Source organism: Streptomyces sp. 142MFCol3.1 (assembly GCF_000424945.1).
In the GTDB taxonomy this organism is placed as follows: Bacteria; Actinomycetota; Actinomycetes; order Streptomycetales; family Streptomycetaceae; genus Streptomyces; species Streptomyces siamensis.
Window position 1 is genome coordinate 311,556 of record NZ_AUKV01000001.1, and the last position, 21,492, is coordinate 333,047.

Below are 21,492 nucleotides of genomic sequence, written 5' to 3' on the forward strand. Positions count from 1 at the left end.
GGGCAGCGGCGCGGAGTGAAGGGTCGGACACCGCGGCCGATCTTGGGTGCTCGGCGCGGTGATGGAGACATTCCCCTGCCAGGGGCCGGGGCACCGCCGACCACTTAGATTATTGGTGTAATACTCTCCGAGGGTCGGCCGGGCCGCACCGTATGCGGCCGCCGCCACCTATGCGGAAACATTCACAGGCGCTGGATGCAGCGGACTCACGTCCATTCGTTCCGGCACCATCCCATGAGGGACCTCACATGACTTTTGACGATGCGTTCGCACGAGTGTCGCCCACGGAGGCAGAGGAACTGAGGTCACGGGTGAGCGGCCCGGTTCTGCTGCCCGGCGACGAGGGCTACGAGGCCGAATGCCAGATCTACAACCTGAACGTTCCCGTGGAACCGGCTCTGGTAGTCGGTGCCGCCGAAGCGGCCGACATACAGGCGGCGGTCAGTTTCGCCGCACGCCAGGGCCGGCCCGTGGCGGTGAAGACCACAGGCCACCAGCAGGTCAGCCCCGCCCGGGGCGGGATTCTGATCAGCACCCGTCGCATGAAGGGCATCGTCATAGACGCCGCCGGACGGCGCGCACGCGTCGGGGCCGGCGTGATCTGGCAGGAGGTGATCGACGAGGCCGCCGCCGTCGGGCTCGCCCCGGTGAGCGGCTCGGCTCCGCTGGTGGGCGTGGCCGGCTACACCCTCGGGGGTGGACTCAGTCCGGTCTTCGGCCGGAGCCGGGGATACGCGGCGGATCATGTCCGCTCGCTGGACGTGGTGACCGCTGACGGCGAGTTGCGGCATGTCACGGCGGACAGCGATCCCGAACTCTTCTGGTCCCTGCTCGGAGGCAAGGGCAATTTCGGCGTCGTCACCGCGCTGGAGTTCGACCTGTTCCCCTTGACCCACTTCTACGGCGGCGGCATCTACTTCCCCGGCGAGCACCTCGCCGATGTGCTGCACGCCTGGCGCACCTGGCAGTCGGAGATGCCGGAGGCGATGTCCTCCTCGCTGGCCGTGCAACGGCTGCCCCCGCTGCCCGAGTTGCCGGAGCCGCTGCGAGGGGCGTTCGTGGTGCACGTGCGGATCGCCCACCTCGGTCCGGCCGCCGAGGGCGAGCGGTTGATCGCATCCCTGCGCGCGGCCGCCCCGGCGCTCATCGACACAGTGGGCGAGATGCCGTACACCGCCATGGGTGCCATCCACATGGACCCGCCGAAGCCGATGCCCTATTTCGACCGCACGACGATGCTGCGAGCGTTTCCCGTCGAGGCTGCGGACAAGCTGATCGGGCTACTGGGTCCCGACTCGGACTCCCCGCTGGTGAGCGTCGAGATCCGCGCGCTCGGCGGCGCACTCGACCGCGAGCCCGCGGTACCCAACGCCGTCTCCAGCCGAGGGCTTCCTTTCGTCCTCTTCGGTTTCGGCGTGGGCGGCCCGGACCAGGCCAGGTTCCTGAGCGGCGCACTCGACGAGCTCATGAACGCGATGGAGCCCTGGGCGGACAGGCGCAGGATGGTCAACTTCCTCTCCGTCGAGGAGGCCACCGACCCGGAGCGGCTGAGCGAGGTCTACGGCGCCGAGCGCTACCGGCGCCTGGCTGCCGCGAAGAAGGCCTACGACCCCACCAACGTGTTCCGGGTGAACCACAACATCCTGCCCGGCTGACGGGGCACGCCCGCCGGGATCGGGCTTGATACCGGATTGACCTGTCGGGCCCCTTGGACGCCCGGGGTCGGGAGCCACCAGGGGGATGACCTGCTCCGGCGATGAGCGGCTTGTCGGTCCACTGAGGAGTGCCCCCGGGCTCAGACCGAGCGCGGGAGACCGGAGCTCCTGCCGCAGCGGTGCGGCTGCGGCAGGAGCCCGCTCAAGTAGTGCCGGCCCGGATGGACGGAGGCGGACTGCTGGTTCCCGCGCCCCACTCCATCCGTCTCCAACTCGTCCAAGAAGCGCTCGACCACGATGGGCGTAACCGCCTTCGGTTTCCGCGGCCTGGGGCGAGGAATGATGTGCACGTTGATGGAGCTGTCCACGTGCCACCTGCCTTTCCGGGTCGCCCCACGCGTGGATCAGAGCGCTGTGCACGCGCTGGTGGAGTTCAACCACCCGGGCTGGCCACTTCATGGCTCGTCACATGGACGCAATTCCCTCGGATCGGGCCAGGCGGGCTCCGCCGCGACGCCGGTTGCGGCAGGGGCGCGGGTGGGTCGCGGTGGTCTTGGGATTCCTTCATGGGCAGGTGGGCGGCCCTCCAGACGGTCCGGCCAACTCTGCTGGGCCGTGTCCGGCCCCTCTGCGGCCGCTGGTCGGAGGACGCCCTGCCGCTCCGCAGGCGCCGGAACAGATCTTGAATGCTCCGGCCTCCACCAGCAGGATGGCGCCTCGTCCTCTTCGGACGCCGGCATGAAGCCGGCATGACCCCCGAGCAAGGAAACCCATCGTGTACGAGGCATTGGGCCTGACGGACCGCCAGGCTGACCTGTACGAGTACCTGGTGCAAGGTCAGGTCCGCCACCGCCCCCAGATCAGCCGGGAGCTGAACCTGGAGGACACCGTGGTGCAGGACCTGCTGAACGCATTGCAGGAGCTGGGACTGGTGGTGAAGGATCCCGACGACCCGGCGGCCTTCTCGGTGATCGCCCCAGACCTCTCGCTCGAGGCGCTCATCAGGCGCAAAGAGGGGGAGCTCCAACGCATGCGGCTGCATTCGGCGTTGCTGGCCGACCGCTATCGCCTGACCGCACATGGACGGCAGGCCCGGGACATCGTGGAGGTGGTCCGCGGCCCCAGTGAGGTCGACGCGCGCGTTCGCCTGATAGAGCGCCAAGTCACCGGCCAGATAGAAGTGTTGAGCGCTCCACCGTATTCAGGCGGTTTCACCCCCAGTGAGGACGAGCTGGGCCTGCTGGCCCGCGGGGTCCGCAGCCGGGTGATCTACTCCAGCGAAGCACTGAGCCAGGACCACGCCGTCCAGACGCTCGAACAGTTCCGCAAGGCGGGCGACGAAGCGCGGATCCTGCCCGAGGTGCCGATGAAAATGCTGATCGCCGACCGGCGGATCGCCTTGATACCGCTGTCCTCCGGACAGGACGCAGCAGCCATCGTCGTCCACCCCTGCGGCCTGCTGGACGCGCTGTGCAGCCTGTTCGCCTCGCTATGGGAGAAGGCCAAGCCCTACACCGGTGCAGATCAGCTGCCGCGGGCAGCCGGACTGACCGAGGACGATCGGCGACTGCTGCACCTGCTGACCTCCGGCCTCAAGGACGAGGCCGCCGCCCGGCACCTGGGACTCAGCCTGCGCACCGTGCGCCGCCGTGTCGCCGCCCTGATGGACCGGACCGAGGCGAACACCCGCTTCCAGGCCGGATACCTGCTGGGGTTGGGCTCCACCACTGCGCCCGGCCGCACGCCCAGCCGCCCGGCCGACTGACCGGAGGACCCGTGCACAGCACCAAGCTGTGCTCGAGATAGTGCCGCCTGACGGTGTAGGGGCCGGCGGGGCGGATCGACCAATGGCCTGCGTGAGCTCCCAAAAGTCGGGCAAGGACCGCCCGGGAGTCGAAGTGCGCAAAGCACAGCCAGTCGATGCGGCGTCAGACAGCCGGCCGCCGGTGCGGTCGGCGACCGGCCGGGGAGCGCCGGTGGGCCGGACCGGATGCCCGGCCCACCGGCGCTGGGGCTCTCCGCGTCAGCCTGTCACGAAGAACGCCTTGGGCAGGACCTGGTCGATGCTGCTGCCACCGGCGTCCCGCGCGCTCACGTGCAGGGAGACGGTGCCACCCTTGACCAGCGCCGCAGCGGGCAGGTGCATCCTGTAGCGGCCGTCACCGGTCCGGACCAGCTGGACGTTGTGCCACTGCGTTCCGCCGTCGGTGGACCAGGCGGCCTTCATCGCAGTGACCTTGCCGGGCGCCGCGCCCGCGATGCGCTGCGCGGAAAGCCCGATCTCCATCGCCTTCCGGGCCTTCGCCTTGTTGTTCCCGTCAAGCGCCGCACTGTAGCCGAGGTTGAGCAGCGGCGCGGTGTACGGCTTGCTGCCGGCAGAGGTCAGGTCGGTGCTGAAGTTCCAGGTGGTGTGGGCCTCGGTGCCCGATCCGGCGAACACGCCCGGCAGGTTGAGGTCGCCGTGCACCTCCCAGTCGGTCTTCTCGGCGGGGATGTTCGGCACGGTCCAGTCGAGCGGCGTGCTCCCCTCCTGGTTGAGCAGGAGCTCGCCGTTTTCCGAGATCTGGTAGACGAAACGCCTGCGGTCGTTCTCGCCGACACCCGGCGCGCTGTCGGCGAGTCCCTCTCCGCCGGAGGAGGCCATGTGCGTGAAGTCGAGGTCCATGTTGCGGCGGCCGCCCGGGTCCTCGACCCTGCCCTTCAGGGTGGCACCGAACGGTCCGCCGAGCCTGGTCTCGCTCTGCTCGCCCTGCGAGTACCGCTCGGTCTCGTCGAAGTCCACCGTGCCGGCGGCGTAGGAGCCCTGTACGCGGAAGGCGTGTTCCCAGTCCATTCCGGGGGTGACGTAGTCGGTGCGGTGGCTCGGGGCCGTCAGGATCTGCTCGAACGCCGCACCCGTCATCGCAGGGCCACGGGACTCCTTCAGGCGGTCACCCTGGGCACCCGCCTGGCGGAAGTCCGTTTCGATCCGGGCCAGTCGCGACAGGTCCCGCGAGGTGAGCCTGTGCGCGAGGTCGTCGCCGAAAGAGCTACCGCCCCAGGCCAGGTCGTACACAGTGGTGGCGGTCCACGGCCGGTTGGCAGCCTGGGCGTCGTTCAGCCGCATGTACGCCATGGTGTGGGAGGTACCCGGTGCCGCCGGGACGTCCGAACCCTCTCCGGCGTACAGGTCCACGCCGCCGTCCAGCGAACCGTAGACCGAACCCAGCGCCAGGTTCGCGTAGAACCCGGGGTTGCTCTCGGCATCGTGACGCACACTGACCTGATTGATGCTGGGAGCAGCCTTGCGCCCCGGGATGCTGACGGAGAACGGGTGCGTCCTGCGTCCGTCGAGGACGATGTGGTCGTTCGAAGAGGGTTTGACCTCGGGCAGGTCCAGCAGGACGCCCTCGGGTCTGCCGTCGGCAGAGAAGCCGGCCAGGGATGCGGCGATGCTGAAGTGCTGCCCCTCCTGCATGTACACCGTGGTACCGGCCGGGTCGATGGACTGGTAGCCGAAGTCGCCGTTGTCCTTGTTCATGATCTGGATCACGGCAGGAGTCGGGGCCCCGTTGCGGTCCAGCGCGGAGAAGTGGACGGGGCAGTACTGCGGCGACGACCACAGCGCGACGGCCAGATGGAGCGGGACGCCGTCACCCACCGGCGTGGCGACGACCTGTCCGGAGTAGGGACCGGTGCCCAGCTGGGACGGGTCGACGGTCACCTGGAGCGAGACCGACTTGCCAGCCGGAACGGTGATCCGGGAATCGGAGAGGCTCGCCGCAGCGGACGGGGCCGTACGGCCCCGGAAGTCACTGATCTTCAGGCCCAACTCGTAGGTGGCGTCGCTGCCACCGGTGTTGCTGAGCGTGACCTGGCGTGAGAGCGGCGCCTTGACGGTGCAGTCGAGCATGCCGAAATCGAAGGCGCCGCGGTCCGGGACCACCTGCTGCTGCAGGGCCTGGGCGACGTTCAGCCGACCCGAACCGGAGCGGTAGACGCTGGTGGGCAAGGCGTCCGAGCTGTCCTGGAGCACGGCCTTGAGCTGCGCCGGGGTCCAGTCCGGGTGCGCGAGGGCCAGCGTGGCCGCCGCGCCCGCGACATGCGGAGTGGCCATCGAGGTGCCGGACATCATCGTGTAGTACTGGTCGACCGGGTCGCCGATGATGCCGTCGGCCGCGCGGGCCTGGATGATGTCCTTGCCGGGAGCGGAGATCTCCGGCTTCAGCATCGAGTCGCCCAGGCGGGGGCCGGGCGAGGAGAAGGGCGCCATCTCGTCGTCGGAGGTCGTCGCGCCGACCGACAGGGCGTCGTCTGCAGCCGCGGGGGCGGACACCGTCACATTCGGCTGGTTGCCGGCCGCCACGACGAAGAGGGTGCCGTACTGCTCGGTCAGCTGGTTGAGGGCCAGGCTGATCGGGTCCTTGCCGTCGCTGGCAGCAAGACTGCCCAAGCTCATGTTGGCGACCTTGGCACCGTGCTTGGCGGCCCACTCCATGCCGGCCATGATCCCGGACATGGTGCCCGAGCCGTCGTCGCCGAGAACCTTGGCGTTGAGCAGTTCCGCCTCGTAGGCGATGCCCTTGCGGTGACCGCCCGAGGCCACCCCCGTGCCGGCGATGGTTCCGGCGACGTGGGTGCCGTGGCCGAAGTGGTCGCTCACGTCGGACGAGCCGGTGAAGTTGGCGGAGTTGACCACCTTGCCCACCAAGTCGGGGTGCGTGGTGTCGATACCGGTGTCGATGACGGCGACCTTGACACCTTTGCCCACGTTGCCGGTGGCCCAGGCCCCAGGGGCATCGGTCTTGGTGAGGTTCCAGTCGAGGGCGTCGTCGGCGGCCTTCTTGCCCGCGCTGTGCTTGGCGATGGGAGAGGCCTTGACCTGGCCGTCGAGCCAGATATGGGTCACGCCTGCCAGCGGGCCTGCGGTGCCCAGGTTCCGCACGGCACGGTGCCGGTTCATCGCCGAACGGCCGGCATCGAAGAGGGACTTGCCCAGGCCCTGCGCCGCGTCCTTGTGCAACTCCCGGACGGCAGTGGCATGGATGCTGCCCAGCTCCCGGACCGTGTGCAGGGACGCACCCGCAAGCGTTCCTGCTGCGCCGCGCACGCCGGCGGCGTGCTGCACGATCAGCGGGAGAGCCGCGCCGTGGGCATTGTCGTACCCCTCACCGATCAGTTCGGTGACATCGAACAGCTTCGGGTCCAGCACGGAGCCCATCAGCGGCATCATGTCGCTGGGCACGACGCTGATGTGCCCGCCGCTCCCGGTCGAGGTGGTGAAGAACACGGAGCGGCCCGGGATGGCCGCGGGAGTCACACTCACCATCGGGTGGGGCGACTTCGGATTTCGTACCAACACCTGGTCTCCGGTGACCAGGGTGACCATCACGGACTGGCCGGAGGCTATGGGCACCGGTTTGGCGACCGGATGGCCGGAAGCCGCCGACGCGGGCAGCCACCCGGCGGTGGAAAGCGCGCCGGTGGCCGCAAGCACCAACGCCGCCCTTCTCAAAGCTTGCACGATTCATGTCCTTTGACTGAGCGTCATAAGAACCCGCCGGGAACAGCGGGTTCCTGCAGCAAACAAGCGATCATCGTGCTGGCCGGGCCGACCCGGAGGAAGACCAATCCATGGCCGATTGCGGCACTGACAGCAAGCTGCCACCATTCGCAGCGACACACCGCGCAGGTAGTACTCCTGTCCACGGCCGCCGTCGCGGATCTGGCGGACAGCGACAATGCGCAGCTCCGAGTTGAGGGCTCGGTTTACTCCGGTGTTGAGGCGGTGGCGGGTGTCCATCCCGCTGGAGGTGTCAAGCGGGGGCCGTACCGGTATGGCTGGCGAAGTGCTGCTCAGTCGGAAAGCGCCTGACGTCGCCCACGTGTCCGAGGCTCTTGGCAGCGATCACGAAGAAGGTCTTCGACAAGCAGCTGCACAACAGCGACCGAAACCGCGGGCCGTCTTCGGCGAGCCGGCTGCGGAGCATGGAACCCTGCGCGAGGTCTTCACCGCTCGCGGCTACTGCACTATCTTGCGGCAACGTTCTGCAAAGGATTTCAGCCATCGGCGTGGTGGACGGCGCCGAGGCCGTATCCACACGCCTGCTCCGGGGAGCCGCCATGACCTCGATACGCCCTGCCCTGCCGCGAAGTCGACGCCGTCTCGCCACCGTGGCAGCGGTCGTGGTTCTGGCCACCGGCTTCGGCGGTCCGACCCTCCCCGGCCCCTTCGTGGCACGGGCGGTGGCGGCGACGGGAGGGACGCTCGGCGCGCACTACGACGCCACGGGGACGTCGATCGACTTCCGGGTCTTCTCGTCCCGGGCCACGCGCATCGACCTGTATCTCTACCGCACCGCGCTGGGCAGCCAGGAGGCCGCGGTCGTCCCGCTCACCAAGGACTCCACCACCAACGTCTGGTCCGCCAGTGTGCCGGTGTCCACCGTCCAGGACCGGTACGGAATCACCGGCGCCGTCTACTACGGCTACCGCGCCTGGGGCCCCAACTGGCCGTACGACCCGGCCTGGACGAAGGGATCGAGCGCCGGTTTCGTCAGCGACGTCGACACGGCCGGCAACCGCTTCGACCCCAACAAACTCCTCACCGACCCCTACGCCCGCGAACTCAGCCACGACCCCGGCACTCCGGGCGGCGCGGACAGCACGGCCTACGGGACCGGCCCGCAGTTCCGCGCGGTGGACGACGGCGCCCTCGCCCCCAAGGGCATCGTGCTGCACGACGACACCACGAGCACCGGCACCAAGCCCACCCGCGCTCTCAAGGACGACATCGTCTACGAGGTCCATCTCCGCGGCCTCACCGCGAACGACCCCTCCGTGCCCGCCGCCGAACGCGGCACCTATGCGGGAGCCGCCCGCAAAGCGGCCGATCTGGTCGCACTGGGCGTCACGGCCGTGGAGTTCCTGCCGGTCCAGGAGACCCAGAACGACGCCGACGACGTCGACCCGACCTCCACCGCCGGGGACAACTACTGGGGCTACTCCACCCTGGACTATTTCGCGCCCGACCGCAGATACGCTTCCGACAGGAGCCCGGGCGGCCCCACCCGCGAGTTCAAGGCGATGGTCAAGGCGTACCACGACGCCGGCATCAAGGTGTTCACGGACGTCGTCTACAACCACACCGGCGAGGGCGGTCCCTGGAACGCGAGCGACAAGAACACCTACAGCCTTCTGTCACTGCGCGGCCTGGACAACCCCGCCTACTACTCGCTGACGTCCGACATGCAGAGCCCCTGGGACAACACCGGTGTGGGCGGCAACGTCAACACCTACAACCCGGTCGCCCGCGGCCTGATCACCGACTCGCTGGCCTACTGGAAGGACTCCCTCGGCGTCGACGGCTTCCGCTTCGACCTCGCGCCGGTCCTCGGCAACACCTGCCAGCACGGCTGCTTCCAGTACAGCCGCACCGACCCCGGCACCGCCCTGAACCGCATCACGGCCCTCATGCCGGCCCGGCCCGTCGGCGGCGGCACCGGAACCGACTGGATCGCCGAGCCCTGGGCGCTGGGCAGCGGCACCTACCAGGTGGGCAACTTCCCGGTCGGCTGGTCCGAATGGAACGACAAGTTCCGCGACACGCTGCGCCGCAGCCAGAACGCCCTCGGCGTGGAGAATGTCACCCCCGGCGAGCTCGCCACCCGCTTCAGCGGATCCTCGGACCTCTACCAGGACGACGGCCGCGCCCCCTCCAACTCCATCGACTTCATGGTCGCCCACGACGGGTTCACCCTCGCCGACCTCTACCGGTGCAACACCAAGAACAACAACCAGGCCTGGCCGTACGGTCCCTCCGACGGCGGCTCGGACTACAACCTCTCCTGGGACCAGGGGGGTGTCGCCGCCGACCAGCGCAAGGCCGCCCGCAACGGCTTCGCGTTCCTGATGCTGTCCGCAGGATCCCCGATGATGACCGGCGGCGACGAGTACCTGCGCTCCCTCAAGTGCAACAACAATCCCTACAACCTGGACTCCTCCGCCAACTGGCTCACCACGGCGTGGACAGGCGACCAGAGCACCTTCCGCACCTACACCCAGCGGCTGAGCGCCTTCCGCAAGGCTCACCCGGCGCTGCGCCCGGCCGCCTTCTACACGGCCTCCGACAGCAACGGCAACGGCATGGGCCAACTGCAGTGGTTCACCCCCGCCGGCACCACCCCGGACAGCACGTACTGGTCCGACCCGAACAACCACGCTCTCGCCTGGCGCATCGACGGCACCGAGTTCTCCGACCCGAACGCCGCGCTGTACGTCGGCTACAACGGCTGGTCCGGAGACGTCGACTTCGCCCTGCCCTCGCCGGGAGCCGGCAAGAACTGGTACCGCGTCACCGACACCTCCACCTGGGCCGAGGGCCCCGACCAGGTCGCCCGGCCCGGCTCCGAGAGCCTTGTCGGCGGCGCCGGTACCGTCTACACCCTCCATGCCCGCGCGACGCTGCTGCTGATCGCCAAGTGACCGACATGCGGCGGTGGCTCCACCGGACGAGGGTGAAGCCACCGCCGCATGGCACGGCCTGTTTCGTCCGTCAGGACGGACAGCCCGAGTCGGCGATCACGTAGTAGCCGGACGAGGTCTCCTCGAGGGTGTGGGTGACGGCGACGTTGTAGAGACCCATGTTCTGGTCGGAGCCGTTGGCGTAGACGTAGCCGAGACTCTGGTGGGCTCGGCCCGCCGCGACCTGGTTGTAGTTGTTGTCCGTGAAGCACTGCGGCTGGTACCCCGTTGTCGTGGCCGCGACCGCCGACGACCGGGTGCCGACCGCGCCACCGGAGTCCACGGCGGCGACGGTGTAGGTGTACTTCGTGCCGGAGCCCAGCCCCGTGTCGGTGTACGAAGTGCCGGTCGCCGAGCCGACCTTGCTGCCGCCGCGGTACACGTTGTACGACGCCGCACCGGTCACCGCGGACCAGGCCAGCGCCACGGTGGTGTCGGTCGTGCCGGTGACGGTGAGCCCGGCGGGGGCGGGGAGGCTGCCGGTGCCTCCCCCGCCCGCGCCGTCCAGACCCCAGAACTTGGCGGTCCAGTACGAGGAGCAGATGTAGTTGAGGTAGTACGTGCCCGTGCTGCCGCACTGGTCGGTGCCGGATCCGGGGTTGACCGCGAGGCCGTGTGCCATGCCGGAGACGGAGAAGGTCTCCACGGCGGGCTTGCCGTTCGGGTCGTTGTACACGGCCTGTGTGGTGCCGCCGGTCAGCGTGGTGGTCGAGGACGGGGTCCGGCTGATGCCCCAGACGTCGGTCCACTGGTCTCGTTCCTCGGTGGCGTTGGCCGGGTTGACCGTGGTGTCGCCGGTGCCCTGCCAGATCGCGACGCGCGGCCAGGGCCCGCCCCAGCCGCCGGAGGCGCTGCGGACCGCGTCGCCCCACTGCGCCGGAGTCTTGCTGACCGCACTGTTCTGGCAGGTCAGGCCACTGGAGAGGTTGGTCGCGCAGCCCGCCGGGATGCCGGAGTCGATCGCGCCGCCCGCGAACACGTCAGGGTAGTCGGCGAGCATCACCGAGGTCATCGCGCCGCCGGCGGACAGCCCGGTGACATAGACGCGGCTGGAATCACTGCCGTAGTGGGACTTGGCGTAGTCCACCATCTGCTTGATCGACAGTGCCTCGCCCTGGCCCCGGGTGTAGTCGGAGGACTGGAACCAGTTGAAGCAGGAGTTGGCGTTGTTGGAGCTGGTGGTCTGCGGGAAGACCACGGCGAAGCCGTACGTGTCGGCGTACTTGGGCCAGCCCGAGTGGCTGTAGTAGTCGCCGGCGCTCTGGGTGCAGCCGTGCAGGGCGACGACCAGGGGCGCGCCGGACGGCAGGTTGTCGGGGGCGTACTGGAACATCTGCAGATTGCCCGGGTTGGAGCCGAAGCCCGTGACCTGCAGCAGGCTCGCGGCCTGCGCCGGGGCCGGGGAGAGCCCCAGGACCAGGGCTATCAGGGACAGGACCAGCGTCGCCGCGGAGGCGGGGCGCGGCCGCGTCCGGCGCCACGTGCGGCGCGGCAGCGGATGGGGGGATGTCGGGTTCATCGTGCCACCTGGGTGATCGCGACGGGTGGGGAGGTCGAGAGCAGCCGTGCTCCTGCTTCGAATGCGGTTGCATGGCTTGGGGGTTACGGGGACGTTACGTCCGGCCCGTCTGAGGCCGTAATGGAGTCGCACCCCACCTCGCCGCGGTCGGGCGTGTGGGTCCTCACCGTTGTGGCATGCGCAGACCCCGGCGGGGGAAGCCGATGCCGGGGTCTCGTGCGGCGGACGATCAGTCCAGAGAGCCGGTGTTGACGAGGTCGCCCGAGGTGGGCCTGGGAACGGTCCGGCCGGCGGCGGCTCCTCGTGGCGTTCCCCCCAGTCCGTCATGGCGGTGAAAGCGGCTTGGCAGCACGGCGGTTCGACACCGGGGACGGTGATCCGGTGCCGGCGGCCCGGTGCGTTGTCGGCAGCGACCGGACCGGCCTGATGGCCCGGGGCACCCGCAACCCCCTCCGGCGTGCCCGGAGTGCAGATGCGTGCGGGAAGGGGTGGCACTTGCAATACCGAACCACTCGGTTTAGTTTCTCTGCATGGGGCGGACCGGTCGTCGTGTCCGCCTTCCTCGAAGGGAAGCCCTCATGCGTTACGCCGTTCTCGGCACCGGCGTCGTCGGCCGGACCATAGCCGCCAAGCTCGCCACCCTCGGCCACGAGACCGTCGTCGGCACCCGCGACCCGCAGGCCACCCTGGCCCGCACCGAACCCGACGGCTACGGCAATCCACCGTTCGCGCAGTGGCAGGCCGACGACTCCGCCGTGCGGCTCGTCACCTTCACCGAGGCAGCCGCCTGGGCCGATGCCGTGGTCAACACGACCGCGGGCGCCGCCAGCCTGGAGGCCCTGACCGCTGCGGGCGCGGACAACCTCGCCGGCAAGGTGCTCATCGACATCGCCAACCCGCTGGACTTCTCCGCCGGGATGCCGCCGTCACTGAGTCCGGTCAACACCGACAGCCTCGGTGAGCAGATCCAGCGCGCCTTCCCCGACACGCGGGTCGTCAAAACCCTCAACACGATGAACTGCGAGGTCATGGTCAACCCGTCCCGGGTGGCCGGGGAGCACGATGTGTTCGTCTCCGGCGACGACACCGACGCGAAGAAGCAGGTCACAGAACTGCTGGTGTCCTTCGGCTGGCCCGCCGCGAGCGTCGTCGACCTCGGCGGCATCACCACCGCCCGCGGCACCGAGATGCTGCTGCCCATCTGGCTGCGCCTGTGGGGCACGCTCGGCCACGCCGACTTCAACTTCCACATCGCGGGCACCCGCACGAGTGCCTGACCCGCGGTCCCGGCGACCGGACACAAAGGCGCCGGACTGCGCCCGCCCCGCCTCCTCCTTCTCGTACGGCAGCTCGCTCCCGCAGGGACGCGCTGGTCATCGACGGTCCCGGGCGACCCGGCCGCTGCGTCCGGCCGAACTGTCGGTACCCATCCCGGGCCCGGTCGGACGTGCGTGCGTCCGGACCCGCCCTGCCCGCACGGCCTTGGTCTCGACGGCGCGGGCATCGCCGACGCGCTCGGCGCCGGGGTCGCCCACACCCACGTCGGGCGGCGCGTCGCTCACCACGGTGGCCCGCACCGCCGCGGTGGCTTCGCCGAGTACGCACTCGCGGCGGCCGCTGCACAGGCCCCGGCTTCCGACGAAGCGGGCGCACCGGCGAGGCGTACGCCCTGACCGGCGCCGTCCGTCAGCGGGTCGACGGCGACACGGGCAAGGCCTGACCGCCACCCGCATCCGCGCTTCGCGCATTCCGTACCGAACCGCTCGGTACGGAAGCTCAACTATTCTGACCGGGTGAGTGGAACGGAAACCAAAGCCGCGGGGCGGCCACGCTCCGCCGAGAAGGACGCCGCCATCCTGCGGGCCGCTCTGGAACTGCTGGCCTCCCAGGGCTACACGCGCATGAGCCTCAGCCAGGTCGCCACTGCCGCACAGGTCAGCAAGTCCACCATCCACCTGCGGTGGAAGACCAAGGCCGACCTCCTCACCGCGGCGCTCGCCGCCGCCCGCATGACAGACGCTCCGTCCCCCGGTGGAGACCTCCGCACCGACCTCGTGAACATCCTCAAGGACTTCGCCGCCACCATCGAGCGAGTCAACGGCATGGCGCTCATCGGCACCTGCCTCGCCGAAGAGACCCACACCCCGGAACTCCTCGCCCTGCTGCGCGAACGCACCGTACTCCCCCGCCGGGCCCTCCTGCGAGATGCCCTGGAACAGGCCCAGCAGGCCGGACACCTCCGCCAGGACGCTGATCTCGAAGCGGCCGTGTCGGCACTCCTCGGCCCGTTCTACGCCGACTACATGGCAGGACGGGGCGGTCACCCGCGGTGGGCCGAGGAGGCCGTCGACCTGGTCCTCGCCGGAATTCACGTCGACCATTGATCGCCTGACCGCGGTCGGCGCGGGAAGGGGTCCCCGCGTTCACCGGGCGAGCACAATGCGGTGGCGGACGGCATGAGCGGGCCGGTACGCACCGGGTCAAGGCGCCGCGGGGGACGGGAGCCACGGGCCGGCCACCGTGGCGGTCACGCCACGGCCTCGCCCGCCGCCTCGATGTCCTGTACGCCCGCGTCCCGCGTCGCCTCGGTCACCGCGTGGTTGTCGAACTGCGTCCGGTACAGCTCCGCGTACCGGCCGCCGGCCTCCAGCAGTTCGTCGTGCGTGCCGCGTTCCACGATCCGGCCCGCCTCGACGACGAGGATCACGTCGGCGGCCCGCACGGTCGAGAGCCGGTGGGCGATCACCACGGCGGTACGCCCCTCCAGCGCCTCGCCAAGCGCCTCCTGGACGGCCGCCTCCGAGGTGTTGTCGAGATGGGCGGTGGCCTCGTCGAGGATGACCACGCGCTGACGCGCCAGCAGCAGCCGGGCGATGGTCATGCGCTGGCGCTCGCCCCCGGAGAGCCGGTAGCCGCGTTCGCCGACCACCGTGTCCAGGCCGTCGGGCAAGGAGCGGACGAGTGCGTCGAGGCGGGCGCGGCGCAGCACGTCCCACAGCTCGTCCTCGCTCGCGGACGGGCGGGCCAGCAGCAGGTTCTCGCGGACAGAGTCGTGGAACAGGTGCCCGTCCTGGGTGACCATGCCGAGGGTCTCGCGTATCGTCACGGCGCTCAGGTCGCGGATGTCGACGCCGCCGACCCGGACGGCGCCCTCGTCGGTGTCGTAGAGGCGCGGGAGCAGTTGCGCGATGGTCGACTTGCCCGCGCCGGAGGAGCCGACGAGCGCGACGGTCTGCCCGGCTTCGGCGCGGAACGAGATGCCGTGCAGGACTTCCGCGCCGCCCCGGCTGTCCAGCGCCGCGACCTCTTCGAGGGAAGCGAGGGAGACCTTGTCGGCGGACGGGTAGGTGAAGCGGACGCCGTCGAACTCCACGGACGCGGGCCCCTCGGGCAGGGTGCGGGCGTCCGGTTTCTCCTCGATGAGCGGCTTCAGGTCGAGGACCTCGAAGACGCGCTCGAAGCTGACCAGGGCGCTCATGACCTCGACGCGTGCTCCGGCGAGCGAGGTGAGCGGCGCGTACAGGCGGGTGAGCAGCAGCGCCAGCGAGACGACGGCGCCCGGGTCCAGGGAGCCGCGCAGCGCGTACCAGCCACCGAGTCCGTAGACGAGCGCGAGGGCCAGCGCGGAGACGAGCGTCAGGGCGGTGATGAACGTGGACTGCGCCATCGCCGTGCGCACGCCGATGTCCCGTACCCGCCGGGCGCGCGCCGCGAACTCCGTGGACTCCTGCTCGGGCCGCCCGAAGAGCTTGACGAGCGTCGCGCCGGGTGCGGAGAAGCGCTCGGTCATCCGGGTGCCCATGGCGGCGTTGAGGTCGGCCGCCTCGCGCTGGAGCCTGGCCATGCGGCCGCCCATCCGCCGTGCGGGCACCACGAACACCGGCAGCAGCACGAGCGCGAGCAGGGTGATCTGCCACGACAGGGTGAGCATGACGACGAGGGTGAGCAGCAGCGTCACGAGGTTGCCGACCACGCCGGACAGGGTGTTGCTGAAGGCGCGCTGGGCGCCGATGACGTCGTTGTTGAGACGACTGACGAGCGCGCCCGTACGAGTGCGTGTGAAGAACGCGACCGGCATGCGCTGCACATGATCGAACACAGCCGTCCGCAGATCGAGGATGAGTCCCTCGCCGAGCGTCGACGAGAGCCAGCGGCCGAGCAGCCCGAGCGCCGCCTCGGCGACGGCGATGACCGCGATGAGCACGGCAAGGCGGATGACGGTGTCCTCGTCGCCGCCGGACACGATGGCGTTTACGACGTGCCCCGCGAGCACCGGCGTCGCGACGGCGAGCAGCGCGGTCACCACGCTGAGGCTCACGAACTGTCCGATACGGCGGCGGTGCGGGCGGGCGAAGGCGCCGATGCGGCGCAGCGTCGCGCGGGCGAAGGGCCGGCGCTCCTGCTGCGCGGTCATGACGCTGTGCAGCTGTGTCCAGGCTGTGGTCTCCATGCTCATGAGAGAGACGGTAGGACCTCAAGCAATGTTGAGGTCAACGACCGGGCGAAGAAGCCGCAACGTTGCGCGAAAAACATCCCGCCTTGTACGAAGAAGTCCGCGGACTTCTTCGTGAAGTCCGGCGCCGGGTCCGCGCGCTTCGCACGCGTGTCCGTCCACATGAAGGAGCCCATGCACCCTCAGCACCGGGAAGCGGCCTCTCCCGCACCTTGCCCGGCGTGTCAGCCGCCGTCTCCGCTCCCGCAACCCCACGTTGGTGCGGTGTGGAAAACCTCTCCCGATGTGACTGCGGTACGACTCCCCCAGGGACTCTCCCGACGCTTCCCCCTGCGGCCTGCCGTCCGGCCGGCCCTGTGTCTGCTCCCGCTCGCTCTGGTCCTGGTGGTCGGGGCGCGCCATCGGTCGGTGCTCGCCGAGGGCTTCGGCCATCTGGAGTCCGCCGAGTGGCCCTGGCTCGTCGCGGCGGCCGTGGCGACCTGCCTGACCTGGGTCGCGGCTGCCGTCACCCGCCAGGGAGCGGTCGTGGAGCGGCTGCCCGCACGGCGGCTGCTCGCGACCCAGTTCGCGGCGGGCGCGGCCAACCACCTGCTGCCGACGGGCCTGGGCGCAGGCGCGGTCAATCTGCGGTTCATGACGGTGTGCGGCGTGCCCCTCGCCCGCTCGTCGGCCGCGCTCGCGCTGTACATGCTGGCGGAGTCCATCGCCCGGATCGGTCTGCTCGTGGGACTGCTGATCGCGTTCCCGGGCGCGCTGCGGCTCGGCAGCCTGCTGCCCGAGGGGGCGCTCGGCCCGCTGCTGCTGTGCGTCGGCGTGGCGGCGTGCGCGGCGGTGGCGGTCCTCACCCTCGTACGGCGACTGCGCGCGGCCGTCCTCTCCTTCGTGCGCACCGCGCTCGCCGAGGCGCGTTCGGTGCACTCGCGTCCCGCACGGGCGCTCGCCCTGTGGGGCGGATCGCTGGCCTTCCCGCTGCTCCAGGCGGCAGGGCTGGCGGCCGTGGGGCAGGCCCTGGAGTTGCCGGTGCCGCCCGCGCACATGGCGGTCGCCTATCTGGCCGCGACGGCCGCGGTCGCGCTCGTACCGACGCCGGGCGGTATCGGTTCGGTGGAGGCCGCGCTGGTCGTCGCCCTCGTCGCGGCGGGCGGCCCGGCCGCCGTGGCGACGGCGGTGGTCCTGGCGTACCGGATCATCACGGTGTGGCTGCCGCTGGTGCCAGGGGCGCTGACTCTGGGCGCGCTGGTCCGCTGGAAGGTGATCTGAGCCGTCGGCGCGGGTAACCTCGGCCCGCACCGAGCGCACCGTTCGAAGGAATTCGAAGGAATTCCAAGGAAGGAGTCCACCGATGGCGGTCCGTATCGAACGCCAGGGCCACGTCAGCACGGTGGTCCTCTCACGGCCCGCGGCCCGCAACGCGGTGGACGGGCCGACAGCCGCCGAACTCGCTGCCGCCTTCCGTGAGTTCGAGGCGGACGAGACGGCGAGGGTCGCCGTGCTCTGGGGCGAGGGCGGCACGTTCTGCGCGGGCGCGGACCTCAAGGCCATCGGCACCGAGCGCGGCAACGAGGTCACCGAGGACGGCGACGGGCCCATGGGTCCCACCCGGCTGCGGCTGTCCAAACCGGTGATCGCGGCTGTCGCGGGCCACGCCGTGGCCGGAGGCCTGGAGCTGGCTCTGTGGTGCGACCTGCGGGTCGCCGAGGAGGATGCCGTCTTCGGCGTGTTCTGCCGTCGCTGGGGTGTGCCGCTCATTGACGGCGGGACGGTACGGCTCCCCCGTCTCATCGGCACCAGTCGCGCGATGGACATGATCCTCACCGGGCGCGCGGTGCCCGCACGCGAGGCGTTCGAGATGGGCCTCGCCAACCGCCTGGTCCCGACCGGCCGGGCCCGCGCGGAGGCGGAAATCCTCGCCGCCGCGATCGCCGACTTCCCGCAGGCGTGCCTGCGCAGCGACCGCGCCTCGGTCCTCGACCAGGAGGGACTGGTCGAGAAGGCCGCCATGCGCACGGAACTCCTGCACGGCATGGGCGTGCTGGCCGAGAGCCGGGAGGGAGCCGCGCGCTTCAGCGCGGGCGCGGGCCGCCACGGTTCCTTCGACCCGGCCTGACGGAAGCTCACCACCCCGGTCTCCGGGGCAGGTGGACACGGACCGGCCGGAAGCCTCGGGCCCTCGTCGGTGGCGGATCCGGACGCCGGAGCCGGTTTCCGTCCGGGCGCCGTCCGCACGTCGAGGCTGCTTCCGTCCCGCCCGCTCCGGACGTCAAGTCCGGTACCGTCCCGGATGCTCCAACCGCCAAGTGGATTCGCCGCGCCCGCTCCGGACGTCAAGGCCGGTTCCGTTCGGGGGTGGTGACGGGTGGACAGCCGGATACGGCAGGATGAGCGGTCGCCCCCGGACGGCGAACACCGGTCCGGGCGCGATCGTGCATTCCCGGATTCGAGCAGGTGGCAAGTGACGACACAGCGCATTCGGCCCGCGGGCCCTCTCCCCGGCCCCGGACACGAGGGAGGTCACCGGTGAAACGCGCCCTCACCCTGGACGACCTGATGGTCGCGGGCATAGCCGTCGCCGCCGGCCTGCTGGCGGCGTTCCTGCTGCGCATACTGCTGCGCTGGCTGGGCAAGCACGCGGAGCGCACCCGGTGGGGCGGCGACGACGTCATCGTCGACGCGCTGCGCACCCTGGTGCCCTGGGCGGCGTTCGCCGGCGGCGTCGCGTCGGCCGCCGCGGTGCTGCCGCTGACCTCGGCCGTCGGACGCAACGTCAACCGGTCCCTGACCGTCCTGCTCATCCTGGTCTCGACGATCACCGCGGCGCGGGTGATCACCGGACTGGTCCGGGCCGTGGCGCAGTCCCGCTCGGGCGTGGCCGCGTCGGCGACCATCTTCGTCAACATCACCAGGGTGCTGGTGCTGGCGATGGGCTTCCTCGTCGTCCTCCAGACGCTGGGCATCTCGATAGCCCCGCTGCTCACCGCGTTGGGCGTGGGCGGTCTTGCGGTGGCCCTCGCCCTCCAGGACACCCTCGCCAACCTCTTCGCCGGTGTGCACATCCTGGCGTCGAAGACGATCCAGCCCGGCGACTACATCCGCCTCAGCAGCGGTGAGGAGGGCTACGTGGTCGACATCAACTGGCGCAACACCACGGTCCGTCAGCTCTCCAACAACCTGGTCATCATCCCCAACGCCCAGCTCTCCGGCACCAACATGACCAACTTCACCCGGCCCGAACAGCAGATGACGCTGACGGTCCAGGTCGGCGTCGGCTACGACAGCGACCTGGAGCACGTGGAGCGGGTGACCAGCGAGGTCGTGACGGAAGTGATGACCGAGACCACCGGTGCCGTGCCGGACCACGAACCCGCCGTGCGCTTCCACACCTTCGGCGACTCCCGGATCGGCTTCACGGTGATCCTCGGGGTGGGCGAGTTCAGCGACCAGTACCGGATCAAGCACGAGTTCATCAAGCGCCTGCACAGGCGCTACCGGGAGGAGGGCATCCGCATTCCGGCGCCCGCGCGCACGGTGGCTCTGCAACCCGGTGGGCCGGGCGTCCCCGAGGCCGTCATCCCCGAGGCGGGCATCCCCCACCAGCGCGAGGCCACGACGCTGCCGTAGCCACGACGTACGGCCACGGAGCCGGGCGGAACGCGTCCGCCCGGCCCCTGTCCGCTCAGAGCGTGGCGGACGCGTCGCGGTAGTGGCCGCTCCCACGGTCGCGGGGAGCGACGAAGCCGGGGGTCACCGGGGTGACCGTCCAGTCGGGATGGTTCGGCATGCGCGGCGTCCTGGTGCCGTACAGCCAGTCCCCGAGGAAGCCTGTCTGGTCCTGGCCGGAGACCTCGGAGGCGACCGCCATGTAGTCCTGGGTGGTCGCCGCGGAGTTGCGGTGACGCTCCAGGAAGGTGCGTTCGATGCGGTTGAAGACGTCCTCGCCGACGGCCTCGCGCAGCGCGTACAGGACCAGCACGCCGCCCAGGTAGCGCTGACTGTCGAAGAGGTTCGCGGCGTTCGGCGCGGCGACCGGCCCGGAGCTCTGCCGCCACTGGTCGCCCCTGGCGTAGGTGTCCTTCATGCGGGCTTCCATGGTGGTCAGGCCGAGCGAGTCGGGCCAGCCGCGCTCGTAGCGGTAGAGCAGTCCGTAGAAGTCGGCGTGGCCCTCGTTGAGCCACAGGTCGGCCCAGGTGGCGGGGCTGACGCTGTTCCCGAACCAGGAGTGGACCAGCTCGTGCATCATGTGCGAGCCGATCTTCTTCTCCTCCTGGAGCAGGAAGTTCGGCTTGTAGAGCGTCAGCGTCTGCGTCTCCAGGCCGGTGAAGTCGAAGGCGTTCGGGTCGTCCGAGTTGCAAGGCAGCAGGCCGTACGTCTCGAAGGGGTACGCGCCGAGCCGCTGTTCCAGCCACTCCAGCAGGCCGGGAGTCAGGGCGAGCGCGGGTTCGAGCGCGGCGGCCCGCGCGGTCGGCACCACGTCGCGCAGCGCCAGGCCGTTCGGGCCCTGCCGTGAGGTGACGGTGTAGTCGCCGACCGTGATCTGGACGAGTTCGGTGGCGATCGGGGAGCGCGAGCGGTAGGTATACGCGGTCCGGTCGCCGTCGAGGCTCTCCGTGCGCACGAGGGTGCCGCTCGCGACCGCGTGCAGCGCGCCGGGCACGGTGACGCGGAAGGTGAAGGACGCCTTGTCCGTGGGGTGGTCGTTGCACGGGAAGACGGTGTGCGCGGAGTTCGGCTGCGGGCACACGGCGAACCCGTCGGGCGTCGGGACCCACGCGGTGTGCGCGAGCGGCTTGGCGGGGTCGGCGGTGTACTCGACGCAGACGGTGACCCGGGCCCGGTCCGGCAGGGTCCGGGCGGGCGTGACGCGCAGCTTCTCCTCCACCTGCTCGAAGACGGCGGGCGCGCCGCCGACGCTTACGGCGCGGATGTCCAGGCCGAGGGCGTCGAGCGAGAAGCGGGTCAGGGCCTGGGTGGTGTGCAGCGTGAGGGCCGCGGTGGCGTCCACGAGGCGGGTGGCCGCGTCGTACGCGAGGTCGAGGTGGTAGGCCGCCACGCGGTAACCGTCGTTGCCGAGTGCCGGGAAGACGGGGTCGCCGAGGGTCTCCGCGCCCGGGGCTCCCGCGCCGGCACCCTGTAAGTCCGAGGTCCGCGCGTGGGCCGCGGGCCCCGTGGCGAGCGCGGCGGCCGTGCCTATCAGGGCCGCGACCGGGGCCGTCACTCTGGTGCGATATCTCATGGTCCGCTTTCGTTCGGACGGCCAGGGTCTGGCGCCGGGCCGTCGGATGTGGTGATCGACTGTGCTGATCGATCCACTTGCAGTACGCGTGAGAGGAGAGTGCGGTTGCCTGCGGCACGCCTTTTCTCTGTTC

13 protein-coding genes and 1 pseudogene are annotated in these 21,492 nt (G+C 70.3%); 9 read left to right on the forward strand and 5 right to left on the reverse strand.

All coding sequences use genetic code 11. The annotated features are described in order from the left end of the window. Positions 1–311 precede the first annotated feature (311 nt). Complete coding sequence (locus H305_RS0101340; protein ID WP_234020590.1) at positions 312–1,655, forward strand: FAD-binding oxidoreductase; 1,344 nt, start codon at positions 312–314, stop codon at positions 1,653–1,655. A gap of 775 nt (positions 1,656–2,430) precedes the next feature. Further along, the gene (locus H305_RS44155; protein WP_028798821.1) at positions 2,431–3,420 is read left to right on the forward strand and encodes a helix-turn-helix domain-containing protein; all 990 of its coding nucleotides are present in this window, start codon (positions 2,431–2,433) and stop codon (positions 3,418–3,420) included. A gap of 25 nt (positions 3,421–3,445) precedes the next feature. On the opposite strand, the pseudogene H305_RS55650 reads toward H305_RS44155, so the two are convergent. After that, positions 3,446–3,577, reverse strand: a pseudogene (locus H305_RS55650) (trehalase-like domain-containing protein); the annotation flags it as partial. Positions 3,578–3,678: 101 nt separating this feature from the next. Then, the gene (locus tag H305_RS49170; RefSeq protein ID WP_158690461.1) at positions 3,679–7,158 is read right to left on the reverse strand and encodes a S8 family peptidase; all 3,480 of its coding nucleotides are present in this window, start codon (positions 7,156–7,158) and stop codon (positions 3,679–3,681) included. Positions 7,159–7,757: 599 nt separating this feature from the next. On the opposite strand from H305_RS49170, the gene H305_RS0101365 reads away from it, so the two are divergent. Beyond that, positions 7,758–10,118 (forward strand): glycogen debranching protein, encoded by a 2,361-nt coding sequence (locus H305_RS0101365; RefSeq protein ID WP_051370333.1) that lies wholly within the window; start codon positions 7,758–7,760, stop codon positions 10,116–10,118. A 70-nt stretch (positions 10,119–10,188) separates the two neighbouring features. Here H305_RS0101365 and H305_RS0101370 read toward each other — a convergent pair whose 3' ends face one another. Next, a complete protein-coding gene (locus H305_RS0101370) occupies positions 10,189–11,676 on the reverse strand; it encodes an alpha/beta hydrolase family esterase (RefSeq protein ID WP_078628824.1) in 1,488 nt (495 codons plus the stop codon). A gap of 578 nt (positions 11,677–12,254) precedes the next feature. Here H305_RS0101370 and H305_RS0101375 point away from each other — a divergent pair. The 3 genes from H305_RS0101375 (at position 12,255) to H305_RS0101385 (ending at position 14,060) form a co-directional block, all read left to right on the forward strand. Then, the gene (locus H305_RS0101375; protein ID WP_028798826.1) at positions 12,255–12,953 is read left to right on the forward strand and encodes an NADPH-dependent F420 reductase; all 699 of its coding nucleotides are present in this window, start codon (positions 12,255–12,257) and stop codon (positions 12,951–12,953) included. A gap of 174 nt (positions 12,954–13,127) precedes the next feature. Continuing rightward, the gene (locus tag H305_RS56275; RefSeq protein ID WP_420707997.1) at positions 13,128–13,349 is read left to right on the forward strand and encodes an alcohol dehydrogenase catalytic domain-containing protein; all 222 of its coding nucleotides are present in this window, start codon (positions 13,128–13,130) and stop codon (positions 13,347–13,349) included. Between the two features lie 120 nt (positions 13,350–13,469). Next, positions 13,470–14,060, forward strand: a complete 591-nt coding sequence (locus H305_RS0101385; protein WP_028798828.1) for a TetR/AcrR family transcriptional regulator — start codon at positions 13,470–13,472, stop codon at positions 14,058–14,060. Positions 14,061–14,203: 143 nt separating this feature from the next. Here the strand turns inward: H305_RS0101385 and H305_RS44165 are convergent, their stop codons facing one another. Beyond that, a complete protein-coding gene (locus tag H305_RS44165; protein WP_234020603.1) occupies positions 14,204–16,126 on the reverse strand; it encodes an ABC transporter ATP-binding protein in 1,923 nt (640 codons plus the stop codon). Positions 16,127–16,414: 288 nt separating this feature from the next. On the opposite strand from H305_RS44165, the gene H305_RS0101400 reads away from it, so the two are divergent. The 3 genes from H305_RS0101400 to H305_RS0101410 all read left to right on the forward strand — a co-directional run bounded on the left by H305_RS0101400 (position 16,415) and on the right by H305_RS0101410 (position 19,747). Next, on the forward strand, positions 16,415–17,389 hold the full coding sequence (locus H305_RS0101400; RefSeq protein ID WP_234020591.1) for a lysylphosphatidylglycerol synthase transmembrane domain-containing protein: 975 nt from the start codon (positions 16,415–16,417) through the stop codon (positions 17,387–17,389). A gap of 82 nt (positions 17,390–17,471) precedes the next feature. After that, complete coding sequence (locus H305_RS0101405) at positions 17,472–18,236, forward strand: crotonase/enoyl-CoA hydratase family protein (protein WP_028798830.1); 765 nt, start codon at positions 17,472–17,474, stop codon at positions 18,234–18,236. Between the two features lie 410 nt (positions 18,237–18,646). Next, the gene (locus H305_RS0101410) at positions 18,647–19,747 is read left to right on the forward strand and encodes a mechanosensitive ion channel family protein (RefSeq protein WP_028798831.1); all 1,101 of its coding nucleotides are present in this window, start codon (positions 18,647–18,649) and stop codon (positions 19,745–19,747) included. A gap of 55 nt (positions 19,748–19,802) precedes the next feature. Here the strand turns inward: H305_RS0101410 and H305_RS0101415 are convergent, their stop codons facing one another. Further along, positions 19,803–21,359 (reverse strand): M1 family metallopeptidase, encoded by a 1,557-nt coding sequence (locus H305_RS0101415; RefSeq protein ID WP_037761975.1) that lies wholly within the window; start codon positions 21,357–21,359, stop codon positions 19,803–19,805. Between the last annotated feature and the right edge of the window lie 133 nt (positions 21,360–21,492).